Origin of the sequence: Providencia sp. PROV040 (assembly GCF_032706145.1) — a bacterium.
GTDB classification, from domain to species: Bacteria; Pseudomonadota; Gammaproteobacteria; order Enterobacterales; family Enterobacteriaceae; genus Providencia; species Providencia hangzhouensis.
Genome location: NZ_CP120530.1, coordinates 1,487,295 through 1,509,415 on the forward strand (window position 1 = coordinate 1,487,295; position 22,121 = coordinate 1,509,415).

The window sequence follows — 22,121 nt, forward strand, 5'->3', positions numbered from 1 at the left end:
CGGGCTCCTTATAGTTTTGCAATTTCAACTAAGTTAGTATGCTGAGGGTTTCCCTTAGCAAGCGGTGAAGGGCGTTGAGTTGTGAGGACATTAATACACCCGCCTTGGTCTACTTTTTTGCCAAACATATCGGCATCTAACCAAGCCCCTTGGCCCATAGCCGTCACCCCAGGCATGATCCGCGGAGTCACTTTAGCTGGAATATGAACTTCACCTCGGTCATTGAAAACTTTGACCATATCACCCTGATTAATATCACGCGCTTTGGCATCTATTGGGTTAATCCATATTTCTTGGCGGCAGGCTTGTTTTAAGATATCAATGTTGCCATAACTTGAGTGTGTTCTGGCTTTATAATGAAACCCTGTCATTTGTAATGGGTATTTTTTATTAAGGCTATCGGTATGGCTTTCAAAGCCTTCTGTGTAAATTGGTAACGGATCAATCACATCATCTGGTGCTAATTGCCATGTTTTCGCTATCTCAGCTAGGCTTTCAGAGTAAATTTCTATTTTTCCTGAAGGCGTTTTCAGTGGATTAGCTTGAGGGTTATCTCGGAAGGCTTTAAATCCAATGACATGCTCACCTGGGCATTTGTGCTTGAAAATACCCACGGTTTTCATTTCTTCATAAGTTGGCATATCAGGGTAGCGTTCGCGACTTTTTTCACATAAATATTTAACCCATTCGTGCTGGCTGCGGCCTTCGGTGAATTTCTGTTCGACATCAGGGCCTAAGCGTTTAGCAATTTCCGACAAAATTTCATAGATGGGTTTACGCTCAAATTTAGCGCTAGTCGCTGGTTGGCCTAAGATCATGTAAGACATGTTTCCTGCGGACTCGCTAGGAATAAGGTCTTCTTGCTCGGTAGGCATTAAATCAGGTAATAAAATATCGCAATATTTTGCTGATGCCGTCATGAAATGGTCGATACCAACAATCATTTCGCATTTGCTGTCATCTTGCAAAATTTCATGGGTACGGGCGATATCACTGTGCTGATTTATCAATGTGTTACTGGCATAGCACCATAAGAACTTAATGGGAACATCTAATTTATCTTTCCCTTTGATGCCATCGTGAATGGCGGTCATTTCTGTGCCGCGTTCAATCGCATCAGTCCATGTGAAAACGGAAATTTGTGTTTTGACTGGGTTATCGAGCATTGGAAACCATTCAACACCTGAATCATAGGTGCCTTCACGACAGCCTGAATTTCCGCCACTGATACCAACATTACCTGTGATAATGGCTAACATGGCAATTGCTCGAACGGTTTGTTCACCATTTGAATGACGTTGAGGGCCCCAACCTTGAACAATATAAGCGGGTTTCGCTTGGCCTATTTCACGAGCTAACTTAATGATTTTATCTGCTGGAATACCTGTAATTTTAGCGGCCCACTGTGGTGTTTTAGCCACACCATCAGCACCTTGGCCTAAAATATAGGCCTTATAGTGACCGTTTTGAGGAGCAGAAGCCGGTAAGGTTTTTTCGTCATAGCCAATACAGTATTTATCCACAAACTCTTGGTCAACCATATCCTCAGTGATAATCACATAAGCTAATGCAGCTGCAAGTGCGCCATCAGTACCAGGGCGAATAGGTAACCATTCATCTTCTCTACCAGAAGCTGTGTCATTATAACGAGGGTCAATAACTATCATGCGCGCATTCGAACGCTCACGTGCTTGTTCGACATAATAAGTCACACCTCCACCACTCATACGAGTTTCGGCTGGGTTATTACCAAACATCACAACTAGTTTTGTATTTGCGATATCGTCGGGGCTATTGGCTTCTTGAGAACCATACAGATAATTCATACCCGCACGAATTTGCGCAGTACTATAACTGCCATAGCGGCTCAGGAAACCACCACATGAATTCATTAAACGGTAGGGAACATTCGAATTGGTGATATTACCGCCATCAACGCCAGTGCCATAGAGAACATGCACAGCTTCATTGCCGTAATTTTGCAAAATATCGCGCAAACTATTACCAACGGTATCAAGGGCCTCATCCCATGAAATTCGGACAAATTTGCCTTCACCACGTTTACCCACACGTTTCATTGGGTACTTTAATCTATCTGGGTGGTTCATTCTTCTACGGATTGAGCGGCCACGCAGGCAAGCTCTTACTTGATGATTGCCATATTCATCTTTTCCCGTGGTATCAGATTCAACCCAATATACTTCATCGTCACGAACATGGAGACGTAATAGGCAACGGCTACCACAGTTAACGGTACATGAGCTCCAAACGGCTTTTTCTTCAGCGGATGTTGAGTTTTGAGTGTTATCGATTGCTTTTGCATTGAAAGGAAGTGATAAACCGCCTACTGCAGCAAATAAACCGCCTGCAGCGCCAGATTTCACGACATTGCGCCTTGAGATAGGGCTATTTAATAATTTATTTTTTGTATTCATTGATATGAGCCTTTATGACCATATTAAATATAATGTTATTCAAGGGTTATCTTACTCTGACATGTTTAGTTTTTTTTGCGCCATATCAATGAAGTTATATTTGCAAAACTGGTAACTTTTCTATAATAAATAAATTATATTGATAATCAATATCATCTTAACATCATGAATATAAGGAATTTTTTATTTCACTTGCTGGAGATTGAAATTTTAGAAATGTTAATGTTTGGTTTTGTAGAGAAAATATTTCTCTAGGTGAGGAGTTTTCGAAAAATAGGGAGAATATTTCTAGCAGTATAGTTGGAAAATAATAATAAATTTCTCTAGAGTCATTAATTGTTCTAAAAAAATAATAAAGATCATCATTATTTTTCGGAATAAAAAGCAAATACGGAATAACTATCTATTAGATGAATATCTAATACCTAATTAAGACGTAACTTCTTAGTGGGAATAATATTTATTTTCAACTGAGGTTAATTAAATTCAATATTAAGTGTTATAGATTGAGCAAAACCTGCAGGTGGTTTACCTACAGAGCGGCTTTTTTGTACTGCAAGCAAAGCAGCTTGATCTAATGAATCATTTCCTGAGCTACTTGCTAAGCGAATTAAGCTAATTTCCCCGTTTTGGCTTAATTGAAATTGTATTGTTGCAATACCACGGTTTTTCATTTTTTTCGCGCGGCGAGGGTATTGTTTATTTCTCTCAACTTCTTGGCGTAGTTTTTCACGGTAAGCATTAATTAATTGGCTATTAGTATCACTAGTCGCATGTTGGTTTTTGGGACCTTTTATTCCTGCGGATTGAGACGATACAAGGGCTCCAGCCTTTTGTTGTTGTGCGATTGGCAAATCATTTTTAATTTCTGTATTAGCTGGTTTGTGAGCGTTTTCAGTTCTTTTAGTGAGTTCTTTGGGCTTCACTGGTTCTTTTGGGGTTTTGATCACCTTTTTTTGCTTTTTAGGCGCAACAATGACGGCGTGTTCAACTATTGGGCTGGAAGCAATTTTTACCTCATTAGGTGTGTCTATAGGCAGGGGGATCTCTTCAGGTTCTGCAACGTTAACAGCTTGAGTCAATGCGATCGATATAATAGGCGCATCCTGTAGTGCTTGGTTTTTTAAGGATAATGATTGAGCCGTAACATAGGTTAAGTACCCAATAACAAGAACATGAAGTGTTATGGATAGCATAAAAGTGATTAATTTTCGACTCATCATAAAACCTCAATATTCTTTCTCGTTGAACCTAAAGAGGGGAGACCAATACAGGTATTAAGTAGTTATGTTTGAGTTATGACTCATAAGGTAAAATAACGATTCGAATTATATGTTAATAATTATCAATTGCAAATGATAGTTATTATCAACTTTGGTGGGTGCATATTATAATTTGTTAATATTTTGATTTTTAATGAAATATTATTTATAAGTAAAAAGGCTTGGTGAGTAGCCAAGCCTTAATGAGGTTAATTGTGTGATAAATTAGTTAAATATCATTCTCTATTTTATTTTTTGCAAAAAAAAGAGGATTATTTCGGCGTGTTTATAGGGGTTTTAATATACAAAGAACACCGTGAAGATAAGCAACACGGTGTTCGAATATTTATTAATAGTAAAATTAAGAGCGTTTAGCTACCGCTTCAGAGATACTTACAGCGTTCTCTCTATTTGCAAACCAACGGACACGTAAAAGGTCATATCCAAGATTAAACGCATAAGTATAAAATAAGAAAAAGACAAAAAAGCCGATTTCAAGTAAGAATGCATCTAAGAATGACATTTGAAGTAAAAACGCCAGCATTGGGACACCCATGATCACAAAGCTTAATTCAAATCCAACAGCATGAAAAACACGCACTTTGGCTGGGCGAGCCCCCTTGGATAAAGGCCAATAACGGTCAAAAGCCATGTTATAAAATAAGTTTAATAGCATTGCCAGCGTCGATAAGACAATAGCCACTGTTCCCATTTGGAAAATTGAGCGTCCTAAAAGCCACGCACTGACCGGTGCAGTTATCGCAATTGCGATGACCTCAAATGAAACTGCATGAAAAATTCGCTCAGTTAATGTTTTTGTATACTTGCTCATAACTACCTCAAAGATATAGAAAATTAATTTTTAGGTAAAAATCGGGTGCAATTATTTGCTATTTTTTATATATATACAAAATGGCAGCCATCGAAAAAAGCGATACCTTATGAACTATTCTATAGAAACATTGCGTACCTTTGTGGAAGCGGCATCCTTAAAGTCATTCTCTGCTGCGGCACGTAAATTAAATAAAAGCCAATCAACTGTCAGTACGACAATCAGTGGTTTTGAAGACGATTTGGGGTTTGCGTTATTTGATAGGCAGGGGCGTGAATCAACATTGACTTTTGCAGGTAGAAAAGTTTTGAGCTTAGTTGAGGATATTTTATCAGCAGATGAGCGTCTTCAAGCGCTTAGAGTTGAGTTGCTCCCTGATATTGAGCCTAGGTTAAGTTGTGCTTTTTCAGATACCTATCAGCCACCTCATGCTGAGCATATTGTAACAACATTAGATAGGCAATTTCCGCATCTTGAGTTTGAGTTTTTAATTGCAGAAAATAATGCTGTTATCGAAATGATCCAGAACCAACAAGCCCATGTTGGTATGATGGAGTCCCGTACAGAATATCCTGCGGATATTTCTTTTTCTCGTTTACCTATTCAAGGTGAATTAGGTTTATATGTATTAGATAGTCATCCATTAGCTAAAGAGAAAAAAATAACTTATCAACATTTAACGATGACTCGTCAATTACGGCTAAGCAGTAGCAGCCAAATTATTATTAATAGTGAAAAGAACTGGTTTGCACCTAATTATTTATTATTATTAGAAATGGCAGAACAAGGGGCTGGATGGGCAATATTACCAACATGGTTAGTTAAGCAATTTGGACATAACCGTTTAGTGAGTATTAATTATGATTTATGGCCACGTAAAATTGATGTGGATTTAGTTTGGTCTAAGAATAATCCACCCGGAAAAGCGGGGTACTGGTTGATTAATAAATTGCTTGATAGCTAAAATTAAGAGTATTAATTTTAAAATTCATGAATTTTCGATATATTTTTTATTGTAAAATAGTATTTACTAATTGTAATAAGATATTATCTTGTAAATAAACGTAATATAATTTTCAAAATTGGTTTTATATCGCTAATCTTAACTTAATCAAATTGTTGTTTGAGTTAATTTATTAGAGGATAAAAATGAAAAAATTATTAGTACCTACACTCTTTGCTGTTGTATCTACTATGTCATTTGCTGTTCAAGCAGCTACAACTCCAGCAGCAAGCCAATCACAGAATGCGGAACATAAATTAAATGCTTACGAAGAAATTATGGTAGGCAAAGTATGGACAACGACAGAAGCTTTAGATCAAGATAAAAAAGAAGTTAATGCAGATGATAAACAAGTCGCTAACTTTTTTGGTTTAGCTGAGTATTATCCAGACGGTACATTTAATATGACCACGTTTGATGGAAAACCTAAAATGAAAGGTGACTGGTCATTTGATGAAAATGGCAAAACTCGCTCATTAACAGCGAAAGATGACGAGGGTAAAGTCTTGTTTACTCGTGTTGTTGAAAATGTCACAGTAACCCCAGAAGAATACACATATCGTATTTATCCAGAGCAAGATAATAAAGATAAGTACTTTGATATTGTTCATAAAGCTAAGAAATAATATTTTGTACCAATAGCGCAGTCTAAATATGAATCTTATTTATTCTGCGCTATTAGTGTTTCTGTCGCTTATTTAAAACAAGTCTCAGCCCAACGCGTTAACCCTGCAGTAACGGAACCAAAATCATCCCCACGTACTATCGGAATATTAGGTAATTCTTGGCTAATAGCTTGGTGTAATATTGGGGAGCGAGCACTCCCACCTGTAACGTAAATAGCATCAGGTTTGACCCCGCCTTGGTTGACTGCTTCTTTAACCAATTCAATCATTTTACTTTTTGGTGATTCAATTGATTCCACCATTTGTTCATGGGGAATATTCACTTCTAATTTTTCAGAAATTAATTTAATTTGTGCTAAATAGCTTGAGGCGTCTGATAAAGCAATTTTAGCTTCTTCAGCTTTACGTACTAAGCTATAACCTAATGTTTCATTATAAACTTCTAGTAATCGAGATATTATTTGAGGTTCTTTTGCATCTTGTTTTAAGCGTGTTAACGCTGTCAAATTTTGTCTTGAATAAAACTCTTTTTGTGCTTCAACATTATTGATAGCAATAGGGTTCCAAAATTGCAGGAATGGCATTTTAATGCCTGATAAAGATTGGCTTTCCATACCAAAAAGCGGCATCAATTGTTTTAATGCAAGGTAAATATCAAGGTCATTTCCACCCACCCGTTGTCCACTATGAGCAAGTAAGGATTGTGTTCTGTCTTGTGCATTTCTATAAGTGGGCCCCATTTGGATTAATGAACAATCCGTTGTTCCACCACCAATATCAACGACTAGGATAATCTGGTCTTTATTTAATGTTGATTCATATTCAAGCCCTGCGGCTACGGGTTCGAATTGAAAAGTAATATGATTAAATCCTGCGCGTTTTGCCGCGCGATAGAGTATTGATTCTGCTTGTTGGTTCGAGAGTTCCCCTCCACGACCATGAAAGTTAATAGGGCGTCCAATCACAGTATCATCAATAATCTGTTGTAAATTATTTTCTGCGGTATTCTTTATATTTTTCATCATGGCGCAGACAAGGTCTTCAAAAAAACTAATTTGAGTCTCATGTAAGCCAGATGCCCCCAAAAATGATTTAGGGGACTTCACATAATATACATCTCTAGGATCACTTAAATATAAATCTAAAGCGGCTTGCCCAAATACGATGTCTTCAGGCATTAAATCGATCCCTTCATCACGGTTAAATGCGATAGATCTTTTTAAAATTTGCTGCCCGATTTCATTCGAGGGGGCGATTTTACAATGGCGAAATAAATGCTCAGAGACTGATTCTCTTGTCGGTGCGCATAAGGTTGATGGGATATAAACGTTATCGCCTTCTAATGGTAATAATGTGGGTATCCCGTTCTTCATGACCGCAATAGCGCAGTTAGATGTACCGTAATCAAAACCGATAAACATTTCGCCTCCAAGAGTAACTATTTTGAAAAAAGGCTGAGACTTTATATCAAGCAGGGATGAATTACTATTGAAAAATAATTCTATATGAGGGATAGCTCAAAAGGAGATAGTCTGAATTGATCGCATTTTGCCTAGATGCTCTGTTAGTACAGAGTCTCCACGATAAAATGTAATCATCATTAAAGGATTGATTTACGGAATGACAGATATCTAAAGAGAATATAGTTTTTTATGTAATATTTAATTTGAGCCCTTTGATATATTAATGAAATTTTAAAGGGCTCGGAAATATCTTATTTAAACAATTGGGTTTTATATTTACTTAATTATTACAATACTTATTCCAAATAACATTAAAGTCATTATCAGGAAATTCTTTATCATCTCTATCGATTAATGGAATGGAAACAACATTACGACCATCATTATGAAGATAAGTTTTGACCACAAAACGTTTAAATGAATATGAATTTTGGCTAGTAAAAATAAGTACTTCACCGCATACATAGCCTAGCATACCATGGTCTAAGGTTTCTCTTATCTCATGATATTTAACATTTTTATACTCAGCTGTTTTGGGAAATGCTAAAAAATCTTCAACCGCTTTTTGAGATTTTTCTACAATGTCTAAATCAGGTGTATAGTTACTTACAACGCCTCCTATAAAGGACGCGCCTGCAATTAGGCCAATAACTAAAAATGAAAATATTTTATTTTTCATAGTGTTTATTTCTTATGTTATTATTTTTGAACCTCCCAATGAATGCCATAATATAAAAGTAAATAAAATTTATCACCATAAGCTAAATTTTAATTGATAATTTCACTTACGGAGATATACTTGGATTACATTTGGGATAATTTACTGTTGCCAATCTAACATAAGATTATTTGAAGTAATATAGGGGGGACACAATGGTAATCAATAAGAAACGAAAAATTACACATTTAAATAAATAGACATTCATAAAAGAATATTTTATCACTACTGTGATAATTTAGTATGTATTAATCCCTAGCGTAATAAAATTAATAATAAAGATAAGATTATTATTTTTTATTCTTCATTATTTTTGCCATATGAATAGCTTCAATGAGCTGAGAGCGATTAATACGAGAACTATTACTATCTAATAACTTTTGCCAAATATCAATCGCTTGCTCATAATTTGCATTCATAAAGGCATCAGAAGCAACTAGCATTAATGCGGTAACCTCTTGATTATCAAGGTTTAATGCTTTATTGATTACCGCTCTGATATCTTCGGTTAGCTGTTGACCTGCTTGGTAATATAAAACGGTTGCAATAGCAGAGTATATTTGAGCATTTTCGCCGCCATATTTTAGTGCTCTTTGATAAGCAATCAACGCATTATCATAACTGTTTTGATAAAGATAATATTCACCCAGTATAGCCCAAAGCTCACTATTTTTAGGCGATTGACGAATATCATTTTGTAAGCGTAATAAATCCTTTTGTTCTTGCTGCAATGGTGTGAATGAGAGCAGTGGATCGGATATACGTTGATATTCCTGATAAGCTAATTCAAATCGAGGTGAGAAGAAGTAACCAATAACAACCAACACAATTAATATGGCAAGTAATTTATTAAAATGCCATTGCAGGATAGTCGAGGGTGTTGTTATATCTGGGGGTAATAATTGCTCGGATATTTGTCGATGGCTAAAATTGTTCTCTATAAGTTGCTGTTTTTGTGACCGAGTAAATTTGAAAATGAAATAAAAAATGCCAATCAGAGCAATAGCAGGCAATCCCCAAAGCAGGGCAGTTCCAATCGTTAGCGGTGGGTTATACAGCACGAAATCACCATATCGTTCGGTCATATAGTGCATGATTTGCGCTTTATCTTTTCCTTCTGCAACCATTTTAAAAACTTGGTGGCGCATACTTACTGCTGTGGGGGCATTGGATTCGAGTAAATTTTGGTTTTGGCATTGCGGGCAACGTAACTGTGAGGCGATCTGCAAAGAATACTCTTGTTCTTCAATGGAATTAAATTCCCACACATCAACGATTTGAGCATTGGATATAAAAGAGAAAAATAGGAAAAATAGTGCTAATAGGATTCTAAGCATTTTTTATTCTCCCTTTTACCCAGCTTATTAATAGGCCAAAACACATCACAAACGCACCGCCCCAAATCCATTGAATGCCATCTTGCACGTAAAGGCGTATCGCGTAGCTATTTGTTCCTGTTTTCTCACCTAATACCGCATACCAATTGCGTAACCATCCCCAATATATACCAGGTTCAATCATTAATTGCTGGCGAGCGGTATAAAGGCGGCGCTCGGTGATTAACTGGTGTAATGGCTGGCCAGCTTTGCTAATTTGTATAATAGCCTTTTCGGTCGTGTAATTAGATTTAGCTTCAAGTTGCAGTTCGTTGAATTGGAATTGATAACCGGCGAGTGAAATAGATTGCCCAACAGAAAGATTAACACTCGTTTCGTGGTGGCTACCAATTGACAAGGCAATACCAGCAGCAAAAATTACAACTCCTGTATGAGCGATAAGGGAAGGGAAATGTTGCCGAATAGCATCGATAGGACGTAGCCAAAAGATAAGCAAAATTGCAAATAAAAAGCCACAAGAAAGGGCGATAACAAGTCCTTTAGACCAAAGAAAGAAGCTTAATAACACACTGAGAAGTAGAATTAAAAGAATACGCCATTGGGGGTTAATGCGAGTTTTGCTAAGAGGATAAATGGCACTCACAGCCATTATGATTAACATTAAAATACCAAATGGTAATAACGTTTGGTTAAAATAAGGTGCCCCAACCGATATTTTCCCCCAACCAAATAGCGTGTAAATCATTGGGTAAAGCGTGCCCGTCAGGACAATAAATAATACAGTAGAAAATAGGATTAAAGTGAGTAATAAGTAAAGCTGACGGCGACTCATGTTAGTTGGTAAATTATCGATATTTTTAGCTTTCCAACCATATATACATAAAGCCCCGAAACTCAGAAAACTGAATAATAAGAAGAGGGGGACAGCCCTAACGTTATCCAAAGCAAATGCATGGACAGACATTAAAATCCCTGAGCGTACAATTAATGTGCCTAATAAAGATAAAATAAACGTAAGAATTGCCAGCAATATAGACCAGTGGCGATAGTGCCCAGTTTTGCGTGAGACTGTTAAGCTATGAAATAGGGCAGTTGCACTTAGCCATGGTAATAATGACGCATTTTCAACAGGGTCCCAAAACCACCAACCACCCCAACCAAGTTCACTGTATGCCCACCATGACCCAAGAGTGATACCCAAAGTGAGTATGCACCAACTAGGAACGACAACGCGCCAACAGAGCCCGGCGATAGTTTGGTTAAATTGCCCGCAAAGTGTAGATGCAAGCGATAAGGCGGTTACGACCATTAATCCGCTATAGCCTAAATAAAGTAGAGGGGGATGTAATATTAATCCCCAATGTTGCAGCATTGGGTTGAGATCTCTCCCTTCAATAGCGGGAGGGAAAATGCGAACAAAGGGGTCAGAATAAAAGACGATAAACAGTAATAATGCCGCACTGATAATGGCAAGTAGCGTTAGTGTGAGAGGAAACACGAGGTGAGTTTGCTGGCGATAACGCCATGCAAATAGACAACTCCAAGCTGAGATAAACAGCAGCCAAAGAAATATTGACCCTTCATGGCCTCCCCATACTGCCGCAATTTTAATATATAGCGGCGATAGCCGGTGGCTATGTTGCGCCACATATACGACCGAAAAGTCACTTTGAATAAAACTGATAGTTAAACAAATATAAGCAACGAGCAAGAAAAGAAATTGTAAGTAGGTCCAAAGAATATTCCGAGGCATTTGCCTCGGAATATGGCGGAAGAAACCAATAACTCCGAATGATACTTGAAAACAGGCAATACACAGTGCCAATGCAAGGCAGAGAAAGCCAATTTCTGGGAGTATGAGTTCCAATGATTACCCTTATTATTTAGTGAGTTATGCGACGGTCAACTGCCCTGCGTATAACACAAAGAAGCGTAAGCAGAAGACACCCAGTAAGCTTGCACCACTGATAATCAATACTCTTGCTGCGCCTTGTCCTTTGTCCATCCATTTCTTGAATAGAAGTGGAATAATAAAACCAAACCCGACAACACCAATCCAAAACCACCAAGTCCAGAAACCACCGCCTAATGCAGCAATTAATGAACGGATTTTCCCATCGTCTCCTAAAGCTAACCCGACAAAAAAGGCCGCTAATAGGAATATCTCCAACCAAATAACAAAGCTTTCGATACGGTGCAAAAATGCGGTTTCGCCGTTATGAATATTTTTGCGGTAGCGCAATGCGATTGCTATGAGTGATACCGCAATACCTGAAGATATTCCTGAAAATAGGAATAAAGCTGGTAATAATGGGTTGTTTAAGAATGGATAAGATTTTAATGCTGAAAGTAAAAAACCGGTATAAGCCCCAAGCAAAATGGCCAATACGAGCATCACAATATCCAGAAAACGCATTGCACGGTTTAGCAGGGTTAATACTCTTGGGATGATAGTAAATTTGGGCAGCCATTTTTGCTGTAAAACAATGAGTTCTTTTTCATAGATTTTAGCTAGCCAAATAACAAGCACTGCCATATACACTTGGAATAACATCACACCCATCGACATAACTGAGGTCGGGCTGTAATGAAACATTAATTTCCAGAACGTCCATGGACGCGTCAAGTGGAGAATTAAGATCAATAACCCAAAGATGATCGTCGTCGGAGCTAAAATCAGTGTTGTGCGCATTAGAGTGCTATCACTGTCAGCCGAAGTGGGATAATACTGGCGCATAAGTACCGCAAGTACCACAAGCCCAGCCGAAATACCAATTAAGAATAAGTAAACCGCAATGGGCCAGTCCCACACTAAGGATTCAAAATGGAAAGCAGAAGCTGTTGTCATTGGCTAACCTCCCCATATTTGAACGGAACCCGATACATTTTGGGGTGAGTACCGAGTGCAATTTTGAATCGATAAGTCGGTTTTTCTTTTAGCATCAACGAAATATCGCTCTTAGGGTCATCTAAATTACCAAAGGTTAATGCTTTGGTTGGGCAAGATTCGACGCAAGCCGGCTGCTTGCCCTTTTTTAGATTCGTTTTACGGCAGAAATCACATTTATCCGCGGTTTTATTGATGGGGTGAATAAACCTGACGCGATAAGGGCAGGCAGCAATACAGTATTGGCAGCCGACACATAAGTCAGGGTTGACATCAACAATCCCTGTCGTTTTATCAATAAAAGAGGCACCAGTAGGGCAAACATCGACACAAGGTGCACTTTCACAATGTTGACAGGAGTGGCGAAAAAAACGGTATTTAACATCAGGAAACTGGCCAATAGGCTCACTACGGATGATAGTTAACCGCGAAACACCTTCTGGGACTTGGTTAACCTCTCGGCATGCATCCATACACGCCGTACAGCCGATGCACAGATTTTCATCGTGCACCATGCCGTAGCGAACGCCATCTATTTTCATGGTGTTAGCTAGCGTATGGCTAGCAACTCCTCCTACCGCCGCCAGTGCTCCTGAGTAGATAATGAATTGACGACGAGAACAACTCATGGCTGCTCCTTACGCAATTTCACCGCTGCTGGGTTGAAATCAGGGTTATTGCGTTGATCTGAGTGGCAGTCGACACATATTTTTACTTTGCCCTTATCAGTCAGCACCTTCATCGTATCTTGTTTCGGATGAAGGTCATGGCAACTCGCGCAGGCTACTTTGGTGACGTGAACATCATGAGGCCAGAACGCTTTTTGCAGCTGCTCCGGTAAGTGACATGATAGACAGACACTGTTTTGTTGCTCAACGGTATACATTGGGTTGTTAAAGCGCATGACATCTTTGACGCCTTCACGGTGATCAGGCCCAGGGTTACCGTGGCAGTTGGTACAAGTCACGGGTAAATTATTGTTAGGGTTAACCACTTCTGCGTGAGTGCCATGCATGCCTTCTTGGTCAGGTTTATGGCAGTCTAAGCAGGCTTTGTCAGCGCTGCGTTGCTGCGTGACAACCCAACGGCCTTCTGCATTTTCTTGGGCCATTTGTGGGGTTGCGGATGCGGCTGTTGCCCATAATAAGCCTGTTGCCAGCACCCCAGCAGTTAATAACGAACGTAGTACGCTCATATTCACTCCATTGGTTGTATTGCCCCATTATTTGGGGCAAATCATGGTTATTTGGCTAATAGGTCATTTTTACGAGCTTGGTCATCCCATTGCGGAACCACAGTTTTTAAGAACTCTTGTTTTTCCGCATTGATTTTTTGCATATCTAAACCAATGGCTTGTTGCGCTTTTTCCTTGGTTGAAATATCTGGAATGGCAATTTCATGGGTGATGCCTTTTGAGCCTAACAGGCGAGCGAGCTTGGTTCGTGCATCTGCCGCTTTATCCATCGAACCACCTAACATACGCAGGCCTTCATCCGGTGCGTGCATATGAATACCGTGGGAGGCGATAGCTAAATCCCAACGCCATTGTGCATGACGAATATCAGTCAAAATTGGCTTCATTTCATCTTCTGTTGCGCCTGCATCCCATGCAGCTTTTGCTTCAAAGTGAGCACGAACTAATTGATCTTCCGCTTTGATTTTCATCTCTTGGATAGCGACTTTACGTTCAGCAACCACATCTTGCAGTTGTTGTTTGCTTTGGGTATGGCAAGTGCTACAAGTTTGTTCGAAATTATCGAATGGATTACCAATTTTATGGCTGGTGTACAGTTCGCCTTTTTCGTTTTGCAGTTTTGGCATATGGCAGTCAATACAGGTCACGTTATTTTTGCCATGAATACCCGCACTCCAAGTTTCATATTCAGGGTGTTGGGCTTTTAGCATAGGCGCTTTCGACAATGAGTTGGTCCAGTCAGAGAAACCAATGTTGTCGTAGTAGACTTCCATATCTTCGACTTTGGTACCGTTATCCCATGGGAATTTCACTGATTTTTTATCGCCAGAGAAATAGTATTCCACGTGACATTGGCCACACACCATGGATTGCTGGTCGAACCGACTGGCTTTATCAAACGGTTTGCCAATCGCTTCCATTGCACGCTCTGCATAAGGGCGTGAAAGCGTTAGCTCTGGTTTACCTTTTGCAAAATCCGCAGAGTCTGTTTTATGACAATCCGCACAGCCTAAGACATTAACCACTTCGGGGCCACCTTTTGCCCACTTACCTTCGAAATAGCCGTCTTCGCCATGTTCTTGGATTAGCCTCGCCACATCGGGGCTTTTACAGCTCCAACATGCCATCGGAAGTGGACCATCTTGGGCGTCTTTAGGAGCACCGGTTCGTAAGGTTTCACGGACGTCGATGACCGCATAGGCGTGACCACGAGGTTTGTTGTAGTCGCGTGAGAATGGGTATCCAGCCCACAGTACGACTAAGCGAGGGTCTTCCGCTAATGCATCTTCACGGTTTGATTGCTCGGATGTTGCTCGCCAAGAGTGGTACTGGTCAGGGTGAGCGGCTTCGAAAGTTTCATTTCGAGCATTGATGGTAGATGTACTATCTTTAGTAGGAGTTTGAGCATGAACAGAGGTAAAGAGAAATATTCCTGCAACCAGACTCAATAAGCATAGTGCATTATTTCTTATGTTTGCCATAAAAAGGGCCTCGAGTAATTTTAGCCAGTCATCCCTTCATTTTTCGAGTTGTGTTTGTATTGTGACCTATGACTCGAACTATTTTGGGTATCTTTTTGTTATTTAGGTTTGATAGTAAGCGCACAGATACTACCAAGACATTGCCAATTTATATGTGTAACAAAAAACCACACTAAAAATATTGTTTTTGATCAAAAGTTAATTTGTAATAAGGAAATAGAATGTGAAAAAAATAATAAAAAATAGGTATTATTGAAATTGATATAGTTATTTTTCAATAGTTTTAAATTGTTAGTTTCAATAATTAACTAGTAATGATTCTTATTCTGATGCTTGGTGTTGTCTGATTGTATTTTATTGATTTTAAAATAATTTTTTTATGTTTAATATTTAATGGTTGTTTTTAAAATAAAGTTAGAAATGAAATTTGTTTAATATCAAAAAAAACACAAATATTTTTTTTCTAAATGACATTACACATACCACTTTGGTGGTAGTTTTTGGTTGGCGTTATAATTTAAAAAATTAAAACTTGAGTTTAAATTAATAATTCACATTAAAAAAATGTTAAAAAATAATTAAAAAGGCCTGTTTGTTTATCATTTTGATGCTATTTTTAGCTAATGGCGAGTAAATAACGTAAATGTTGTCATTTCTAGTCGTATACGGGGAATTACCTCTTTTACCTACTTGGTAGTATGTATTTTTATAACCTCTATCGTTAATATTTCTCATAAATACACATATAAAAAATGCGGTTTATCAATACGTTTTAGTTTTTTGTTGGCAATGTAAAGGAAAAAAACATGGTTGATCTCACCCGTCGGGGAGTATTAACTGGTGCGTGGCGTAGTGCGGCTCCAGTGGTTCGGCCGCCATGGAGTGGTAGTGAAACGCAATTTATTGAATTGTGTACCCGTTGTAATGCCTGCGTTGAGAGTTGCGAAACGGCAATTATCCAACCGGGAGCAGGGGGCTACCCTGTTGTTGATTTTAAGCGTGGTGAATGTACATTTTGCTATGCATGTGCAACAGCATGTCCAGAACCTATTTTCCTTCCAAAACATTCCCAACCTTGGGATATCTCAATTTCGATTGGCCAAAATTGTCTTGCTTATCTTTCGATTGAATGTCGACGTTGCCAAGACAGTTGTGAGCCTGAAGTCATCTCTTTTCGTCCGTCAATGGCCGGTATATACCAGCCAAAAGTAGAAACACCAGGTTGTACAGGCTGTGGTGCTTGTGTCGCAGGTTGCCCAGTTTCAGCCATTACCGTGGAGCATGAACATGCACAGTAACTATCAAGTGTGCAGTTTAATAGTACAAGTAAAAAGTGAACGACTGTCTACTGTGGCCGAAGAAATTAATCAACTTTCTAATTGTGAGGTGGCGTTAAGCGCCCCAGAAAACGGAAAACTGATTGTGGTTGTTGAAGGGCAAGGTAGTAGAACGTTGTTAGATACTATTGATTTAGTACGCGATATTGACGGCGTACTAGATGTTTCGCTGGTTTACCACCAGCAGGAAGAGCAAGGTGAGGAAGATTATGAAACTCAGTCGTCGTAGCTTTATGAAAGCCAATGCGATAGCGGCCGCTGCTGCGGCGGCAGGTATTGGCGCACCAAGCATTGCGAAAGCAGTGGTTGGCCAACAAGAAAGTATTAAATGGGACAAAGCCCCTTGCCGTTTTTGTGGTACAGGCTGTGGGGTATTGGTGGGAACTCAAAATGGTCGCATCGTGGCCAGCCAAGGTGACCCAGAAGCGCCTGTAAACCGTGGTCTAAACTGTATCAAAGGGTATTTCTTACCTAAAATCATGTACGGAAAAGACCGTTTAACGCAGCCAATGTTGCGTATGAAAGACGGTGAATATGACAAAAATGGGGAGTTCACACCGATCACGTGGGAACAAGCCTTTGATGTTATGGAAGAAAAAGTCAAAACCACATTAAAAGAAAAAGGCCCTGAAGGGATCGGTATGTTCGGTTCGGGTCAGTGGACAGTTTGGGAAGGCTATGCAGCATCAAAACTGTTCAAAGGTGGATTCCGTTCTAATAACTTAGACCCTAATGCACGCCACTGTATGGCTTCTGCGGTAGTGGGCTTCATGCGTACTTTCGGTATGGATGAGCCAATGGGTTGTTATGATGATATTGAGCATGCTGACGCGTTTGTCCTTTGGGGCTCAAACATGGCAGAAATGCACCCAATCTTGTGGTCTCGTATCACCAACCGCCGTCTGTCTAACCCTGACGTGCGTGTTGCCGTGTTATCGACTTTTAAACACCGTAGCTTTGAATTAGCGGATAACGGTATCGTTTTTACACCACAATCTGACTTAGTGATTCTGAACTATATTGCGAATTATATTATTCAAAATAATGCAGTTAATCAGGAATTCCTTGATAAACACGTGAATTTACGTCGTGGTGCAACAGATATCGGTTATGGATTACGCCCAACTCATCCACTCGAACAAAAAGCGAAAAATGCAGGTTCTGATGCATCTGAGCCAATGACGTGGGATGAATATAAAGCCTTTGTTGCGGAATATACTTTAGACAAAACTGTAGAAATGACAGGGGTTCCAAAAGATCAGTTAGAAGAACTCGCTAAACTTTACGCAGACCCTAAAACTAAAGTGGTTTCTTATTGGACCATGGGCTTTAACCAGCACACTCGCGGTGTTTGGGCAAATAACTTAGTGTATAACCTGCACTTACTGACAGGGAAAATTTCTCAACCTGGCTGTGGGCCGTTCTCATTAACCGGTCAGCCATCAGCGTGTGGTACCGCTCGTGAAGTTGGTACGTTCTCACACCGTTTACCAGCGGACATGGTGGTTACTAATGAAAAACACCGTGAGAAAGTGGAAGGTGTGTGGGGGCTGCCTGCTGGGACGATCCCTGAAAAAGTCGGTTTACACGCTGTTGCCCAAGACCGCGCTTTAAAAGACGGTAAATTGAATTTTTACTGGGTAATGTGTAACAACAATATGCAAGCGGGCCCGAATATCAACCAAGAGCGTATGCCAGGTTGGCGTGACCCTCGCAACTTTATTGTGGTTTCTGACCCCTATCCAACAGTAAGTGCGTTAGCTGCTGACTTGATTTTACCAACAGCAATGTGGGTAGAAAAAGAAGGCGCTTACGGTAATGCGGAACGTCGTACTCAGTTTTGGCGTCAGCAAGTTAAAGCACCAGGCGAAGCGAAATCTGACTTAATGCAGATGGTGTTGTTCTCTAAACGCTTTACAACGGATGAAGTGTGGCCTGAAGAGTTATTAGCGAAAAAGCCTGAATTACGTGGTAAAACGCTGTATGACGTGTTATTCGCTAACCAAGCTGTAACGAAGTTCCCTGTGAGTGAGTTAGCCGAAGACCAACTTAACGATGAATCACGTGAATTAGGCTTCTACTTACAAAAAGGGCTGTTCGAAGAATACGCTGGCTTTGGTCGCGGTCATGGCCATGACTTGGCTGATTTTGATGACTACCACAAAGCGCGCGGTATCCGTTGGCCAGTGGTTGATGGCAAAGAAACGCAGTGGCGTTATAGCGAAGGAAATGACCCTTACGTTAAGGCTGGCGCGGGTTATCAATTCTACGGTAAACCTGATGGTAAAGCGGTCATTTTTGCACTGCCATTTGAGCCTGCTGCTGAATCGCCAGATAAAGAATATGACTTATGGTTATCAACAGGCCGTGTATTAGAACATTGGCATACCGGTAGTATGACACGCCGTGTTCCTGAACTACACCGTGCTTTCCCTGAATCTCTTGTGTTTATACATCCAATCGATGCGAAAGAGAGAGGTTTACGCCGTGGTGATAAAGTCAAAGTAGTTTCACGCCGTGGTGATGTGACCACGATTGTTGAAACTCGTGGCCGTAATAGACCACCAAAAGGCTTAGTTTACATGGCGTTCTTCGATGCTGCGCAGCTAGTGAATAACTTAACACTGGATGCAACCGATCCGCTTTCAAAAGAAACGGATTACAAAAAATGTGCCGTTAAACTGGAAAAGGTGTAATTGCTCATGCCCCAGAAAGCTAAGTCTCAACAGGCTAAGTCCCAGAACAGTCGTCGTCGCTTTTTACGCGATGTCGCCCGCACTGCGGGTGGGTTGGCGGCTGTTGGTGTGGTGCTGGGGCTTCAGCAACAAACTTCCCGTGCGAGTGGAGTTAAGCTTCGCCCGCCGGGAGCTCTTGATGAAAAAGCATTTGCCAGTGCATGTGTCCGTTGTGGGCAATGCGTTCAAGCCTGTCCGTATGACATGTTGAAATTAGCGACATTGGCATCAGGCTTGGCTTCAGGAACGCCGTACTTCATCGCTCGAGAAAACCCGTGTGAAATGTGTGAGGACATTCCTTGCGCCAAAGTTTGCCCAAGTGGTGCATTGGATAAAGACATTGAGTCGATTAACGATGCACGCATGGGGTTAGCCGTTTTACTCGATCAGGAAAACTGCTTGAACTTTCAAGGGCTAAGGTGTGATGTATGTTACCGCGTATGTCCACTGATTGATGAAGCCATCACATTGGAACTTGAACAAAACCACCGAACAGGTAAGCACGCGCGCTTCTTACCCACAGTCAATAGCAATTACTGCACGGGATGCGGTAAATGTGAACAGGCTTGTGTATTGGAAGAGGCGGCTATCAAGGTATTACCAAGGTCGTTAGCAAAAGGTGAGTTAGGACACCATTACCGCTTTGGTTGGCAGGAGGGTAACAATGGCGAATCGTAAACGTGATGCCGGACGTGAAGCTCAGGCAAAAAAAGGTTGGTGGCAGAGCCACAAGTGGTTGGTATTTAGACGCATAAGCCAATTGCTGGTGTTAGCGATGTTCTTGAGTGGGCCATGGTTTGGGGTGTGGATTTTACATGGTAACTACAGCAGTAGCTTATTGTTAGATACCGTACCTTTGACTGACCCATTAATCACCTTAGAGAGCTTAGCAAGTGGTTACTTACCGGGGATCTCAGCATTAGTTGGGGCTGCTATCGTATTCGGGGTTTATGCACTGTTGGGTAAGCGTATTTTCTGCAGTTGGGTTTGTCCTGTAAACCCAGTGACGGATGCCGCGGCGTGGTTAAGACGTAAGTTTGATTTTAACCAGTCCGCAACGATACCACGCAATATTCGTTATGTATTGCTGGTGGTTATCCTGATCGGTTCTGCTATTACAGGAACCTTACTTTGGGAATGGCTTAATCCAGTTTCATTAATGGGGCGCAGTTTAATTTTTGGTTTTGGCAGCGGTGCATTGGTTTTAGTTGCACTGTTTTTATTCGATTTATTAGTTGTGGAACATGGTTGGTGCGGTCACCTTTGCCCATTAGGTGCGCTATATGGCGTGGCAGGGTGTAAGGGCGCACTAGTTGTTACAGCGGAAAATAAAGAAAACTGTAGCCGTTGTATGGACTGTTTCCACATTTGTCCGGAGCCGCAAGTTCTGCGTGCACCGGTCCTAGATAAACAAGCTCCAGCACAGATATCAGATAAAGATTGTATCACTTGCGGTCGCTGCATTGATGTTTGTTCTGAGGATGTTTTTAAAATAACACTAAGATGGAGTTCGGGAGCAAAATCATGAAAAATCCTGTCCTGAAAAAGACGATCAGCCGTTGGGTGGCTGGAATGGCCTTTGTTGTAAGCAGTCTTGTTTGGGCTGCTAATGGTGTAGACCTGACCCAATCACCAGAAGTATCCGGTACGTCAGAAGGAAGCATTCATATTCCGAAAGAGCAAGAAAGAATGGCATTAAACTATGTGAATCAACCGCCAATGATCCCACATAGTGTTGAAGGTTATCAAATTACCACTAATACTAATCGTTGTTTGCAATGCCATGGTGTGGAAAATTATCGCACCACAGGGGCACCAAGAGTTAGCCCAACGCACTTTATGGATGCAACAGGCAAAGTTCTTGGCGAAGTCGCACCAAACCGCTACTTCTGTCTACAGTGCCACGTGCCGCAATCAGACACGGCACCGATTGTTGATAACACATTTACCCCATCCAAAGGTTTTGGGAAATAAGGGGGAATTATGTCAAATAACAATGATAAGCAAATAAATGATGACAAGCCGAAGAAAAAGGGCTTGTTTGGATTAATCGGCCGAGTATGGCGGTGGTGGCGTAGGCCAAGCCGTTTAGCATTAGGAACCTTATTGCTGATTGGTTTTGTGAGTGGTGTTATTTTCTGGGGCGGCTTCAATACGGGTATGGAAATGGCCAATACGGAAGAGTTTTGTATTAGCTGCCATGAAATGCGTGAGAATGTCTATGAAGAATATATGGATACTATTCACTATACTAACCGTAGCGGTGTTCGCGCAACTTGCCCAGATTGTCACGTACCGCATGAGTTTGGCCCAAAAATGGTGCGTAAAATTCAAGCGAGTAAGGAGCTATACGGGAAAATTTTTGGCATCATCGACACACCTCAAAAATTTGAAGACCATCGGTTAGCGATGGCGCAAAGTGAGTGGCGACGGATGAAAAATAACGACTCACAAGAGTGTCGTAACTGCCACAATTTTGAGTATATGGATTTCACGGCACAAAAAGGGGTTGCAGCTAAAATGCATGACCAAGCCATCACTGATGGTAAAACTTGCATTGACTGTCACAAAGGAATTGCCCATAAGTTGCCGGACATGCGTGAAGTTGAACCTGGCTTTTAATTTAAGGTAATCATTTTATGATGAGTTACGCCGATGAATTATAAGTAATGATCAATAAATAGGCTGGTTATGCATTTGAGTATGATCAGCCTAAGTTATATTTGTGTTAAATCAATATATTTGCTTTTTTAATGTGTATTGTATGATTCTGTCACGCAGCATTTACTAACAATATAATAAATCAGGGT

At 40.4% G+C, this 22,121-nt stretch carries 20 protein-coding genes; 9 read left to right on the forward strand and 11 right to left on the reverse strand.

Annotation, left to right across the window (positions count from 1 at the left end; genetic code table 11):
• Positions 1 to 8 precede the first annotated feature (8 nt).
• The 3 genes from ynfF to P3L40_RS06750 all read right to left on the reverse strand — a co-directional run bounded on the left by ynfF (position 9) and on the right by P3L40_RS06750 (position 4,529).
• Positions 9 to 2,435 (reverse strand): selenate/tellurate reductase subunit YnfF, encoded by a 2,427-nt coding sequence (gene ynfF / locus P3L40_RS06740; protein WP_247605779.1) that lies wholly within the window; start codon positions 2,433 to 2,435, stop codon positions 9 to 11.
• 476 nt (positions 2,436 to 2,911) lie between these two features.
• The gene (locus P3L40_RS06745; protein WP_272660819.1) at positions 2,912 to 3,655 is read right to left on the reverse strand and encodes an energy transducer TonB; all 744 of its coding nucleotides are present in this window, start codon (positions 3,653 to 3,655) and stop codon (positions 2,912 to 2,914) included.
• A 403-nt stretch (positions 3,656 to 4,058) separates the two neighbouring features.
• The gene (locus tag P3L40_RS06750) at positions 4,059 to 4,529 is read right to left on the reverse strand and encodes a multidrug/biocide efflux PACE transporter (protein ID WP_094961326.1); all 471 of its coding nucleotides are present in this window, start codon (positions 4,527 to 4,529) and stop codon (positions 4,059 to 4,061) included.
• 109 nt (positions 4,530 to 4,638) lie between these two features.
• Here P3L40_RS06750 and P3L40_RS06755 point away from each other — a divergent pair, with 109 nt between their 5' ends.
• Positions 4,639 to 5,493 carry a LysR family transcriptional regulator gene (locus tag P3L40_RS06755; RefSeq protein ID WP_004262273.1) on the forward strand — a complete coding sequence of 285 codons (855 nt, stop codon included), beginning with the start codon at positions 4,639 to 4,641 and terminating at the stop codon, positions 5,491 to 5,493.
• Between the two features lie 185 nt (positions 5,494 to 5,678).
• Complete coding sequence (locus P3L40_RS06760; RefSeq protein ID WP_094961328.1) at positions 5,679 to 6,158, forward strand: DUF4822 domain-containing protein; 480 nt, start codon at positions 5,679 to 5,681, stop codon at positions 6,156 to 6,158.
• Positions 6,159 to 6,226: 68 nt separating this feature from the next.
• On the opposite strand, the gene yegD is transcribed toward P3L40_RS06760, so the two are convergent.
• From yegD to nrfA, 8 genes are all read right to left on the reverse strand, one after another.
• Positions 6,227 to 7,579, reverse strand: a complete 1,353-nt coding sequence (yegD, locus tag P3L40_RS06765) for a molecular chaperone (protein WP_096863213.1) — start codon at positions 7,577 to 7,579, stop codon at positions 6,227 to 6,229.
• A gap of 322 nt (positions 7,580 to 7,901) precedes the next feature.
• Positions 7,902 to 8,300: a hypothetical protein gene (locus P3L40_RS06770; RefSeq protein WP_004262270.1), complete on the reverse strand. Its 399-nt coding sequence runs from the start codon at positions 8,298 to 8,300 to the stop codon at positions 7,902 to 7,904.
• A gap of 329 nt (positions 8,301 to 8,629) precedes the next feature.
• Complete coding sequence (gene nrfF / locus P3L40_RS06775) at positions 8,630 to 9,676, reverse strand: heme lyase NrfEFG subunit NrfF (RefSeq protein WP_210852400.1); 1,047 nt, start codon at positions 9,674 to 9,676, stop codon at positions 8,630 to 8,632.
• On the reverse strand, positions 9,669 to 11,543 hold the full coding sequence (locus tag P3L40_RS06780) for a heme lyase CcmF/NrfE family subunit (protein WP_136135152.1): 1,875 nt from the start codon (positions 11,541 to 11,543) through the stop codon (positions 9,669 to 9,671). The genes nrfF and P3L40_RS06780 overlap by 8 nt, the downstream gene beginning before the upstream one ends.
• A 24-nt stretch (positions 11,544 to 11,567) precedes the next feature.
• On the reverse strand, positions 11,568 to 12,524 hold the full coding sequence (gene nrfD / locus P3L40_RS06785) for a cytochrome c nitrite reductase subunit NrfD (protein WP_181488282.1): 957 nt from the start codon (positions 12,522 to 12,524) through the stop codon (positions 11,568 to 11,570).
• Positions 12,521 to 13,192 carry a cytochrome c nitrite reductase Fe-S protein gene (nrfC, locus tag P3L40_RS06790; RefSeq protein WP_094961333.1) on the reverse strand — a complete coding sequence of 224 codons (672 nt, stop codon included), beginning with the start codon at positions 13,190 to 13,192 and terminating at the stop codon, positions 12,521 to 12,523. The genes nrfD and nrfC overlap by 4 nt, the downstream gene beginning before the upstream one ends.
• On the reverse strand, positions 13,189 to 13,758 hold the full coding sequence (nrfB, locus tag P3L40_RS06795) for a cytochrome c nitrite reductase pentaheme subunit (protein ID WP_004262246.1): 570 nt from the start codon (positions 13,756 to 13,758) through the stop codon (positions 13,189 to 13,191). Before nrfB ends, nrfC begins: the two co-directional genes overlap by 4 nt.
• A gap of 47 nt (positions 13,759 to 13,805) precedes the next feature.
• Complete coding sequence (gene nrfA / locus P3L40_RS06800) at positions 13,806 to 15,239, reverse strand: ammonia-forming nitrite reductase cytochrome c552 subunit (RefSeq protein WP_004262239.1); 1,434 nt, start codon at positions 15,237 to 15,239, stop codon at positions 13,806 to 13,808.
• An 806-nt stretch (positions 15,240 to 16,045) separates the two neighbouring features.
• Between nrfA and napF the strand changes: the two genes are divergently transcribed.
• The 7 genes from napF to napC are packed head-to-tail and all read left to right on the forward strand — an operon-like array spanning position 16,046 to position 21,933.
• Positions 16,046 to 16,537 carry a ferredoxin-type protein NapF gene (gene napF / locus P3L40_RS06805; RefSeq protein ID WP_004262238.1) on the forward strand — a complete coding sequence of 164 codons (492 nt, stop codon included), beginning with the start codon at positions 16,046 to 16,048 and terminating at the stop codon, positions 16,535 to 16,537.
• Positions 16,527 to 16,805 carry a chaperone NapD gene (gene napD, locus P3L40_RS06810; protein WP_036958482.1) on the forward strand — a complete coding sequence of 93 codons (279 nt, stop codon included), beginning with the start codon at positions 16,527 to 16,529 and terminating at the stop codon, positions 16,803 to 16,805. Before napF ends, napD begins: the two co-directional genes overlap by 11 nt.
• On the forward strand, positions 16,786 to 19,272 hold the full coding sequence (napA, locus tag P3L40_RS06815; RefSeq protein ID WP_036958481.1) for a nitrate reductase catalytic subunit NapA: 2,487 nt from the start codon (positions 16,786 to 16,788) through the stop codon (positions 19,270 to 19,272). The genes napD and napA overlap by 20 nt, the downstream gene beginning before the upstream one ends.
• A 6-nt stretch (positions 19,273 to 19,278) precedes the next feature.
• Positions 19,279 to 19,989, forward strand: coding sequence for a ferredoxin-type protein NapG (napG, locus tag P3L40_RS06820; protein ID WP_210852402.1), 711 nt, complete (start codon positions 19,279 to 19,281; stop codon positions 19,987 to 19,989).
• Complete coding sequence (gene napH, locus P3L40_RS06825; RefSeq protein ID WP_004262229.1) at positions 19,976 to 20,839, forward strand: quinol dehydrogenase ferredoxin subunit NapH; 864 nt, start codon at positions 19,976 to 19,978, stop codon at positions 20,837 to 20,839. Before napG ends, napH begins: the two co-directional genes overlap by 14 nt.
• Positions 20,836 to 21,285 (forward strand): nitrate reductase cytochrome c-type subunit, encoded by a 450-nt coding sequence (napB, locus tag P3L40_RS06830; protein WP_004913351.1) that lies wholly within the window; start codon positions 20,836 to 20,838, stop codon positions 21,283 to 21,285. Before napH ends, napB begins: the two co-directional genes overlap by 4 nt.
• 9 nt (positions 21,286 to 21,294) lie before the next feature.
• The gene (gene napC, locus P3L40_RS06835; protein WP_004262224.1) at positions 21,295 to 21,933 is read left to right on the forward strand and encodes a cytochrome c-type protein NapC; all 639 of its coding nucleotides are present in this window, start codon (positions 21,295 to 21,297) and stop codon (positions 21,931 to 21,933) included.
• The last annotated feature ends 188 nt before the right edge of the window (positions 21,934 to 22,121 follow it).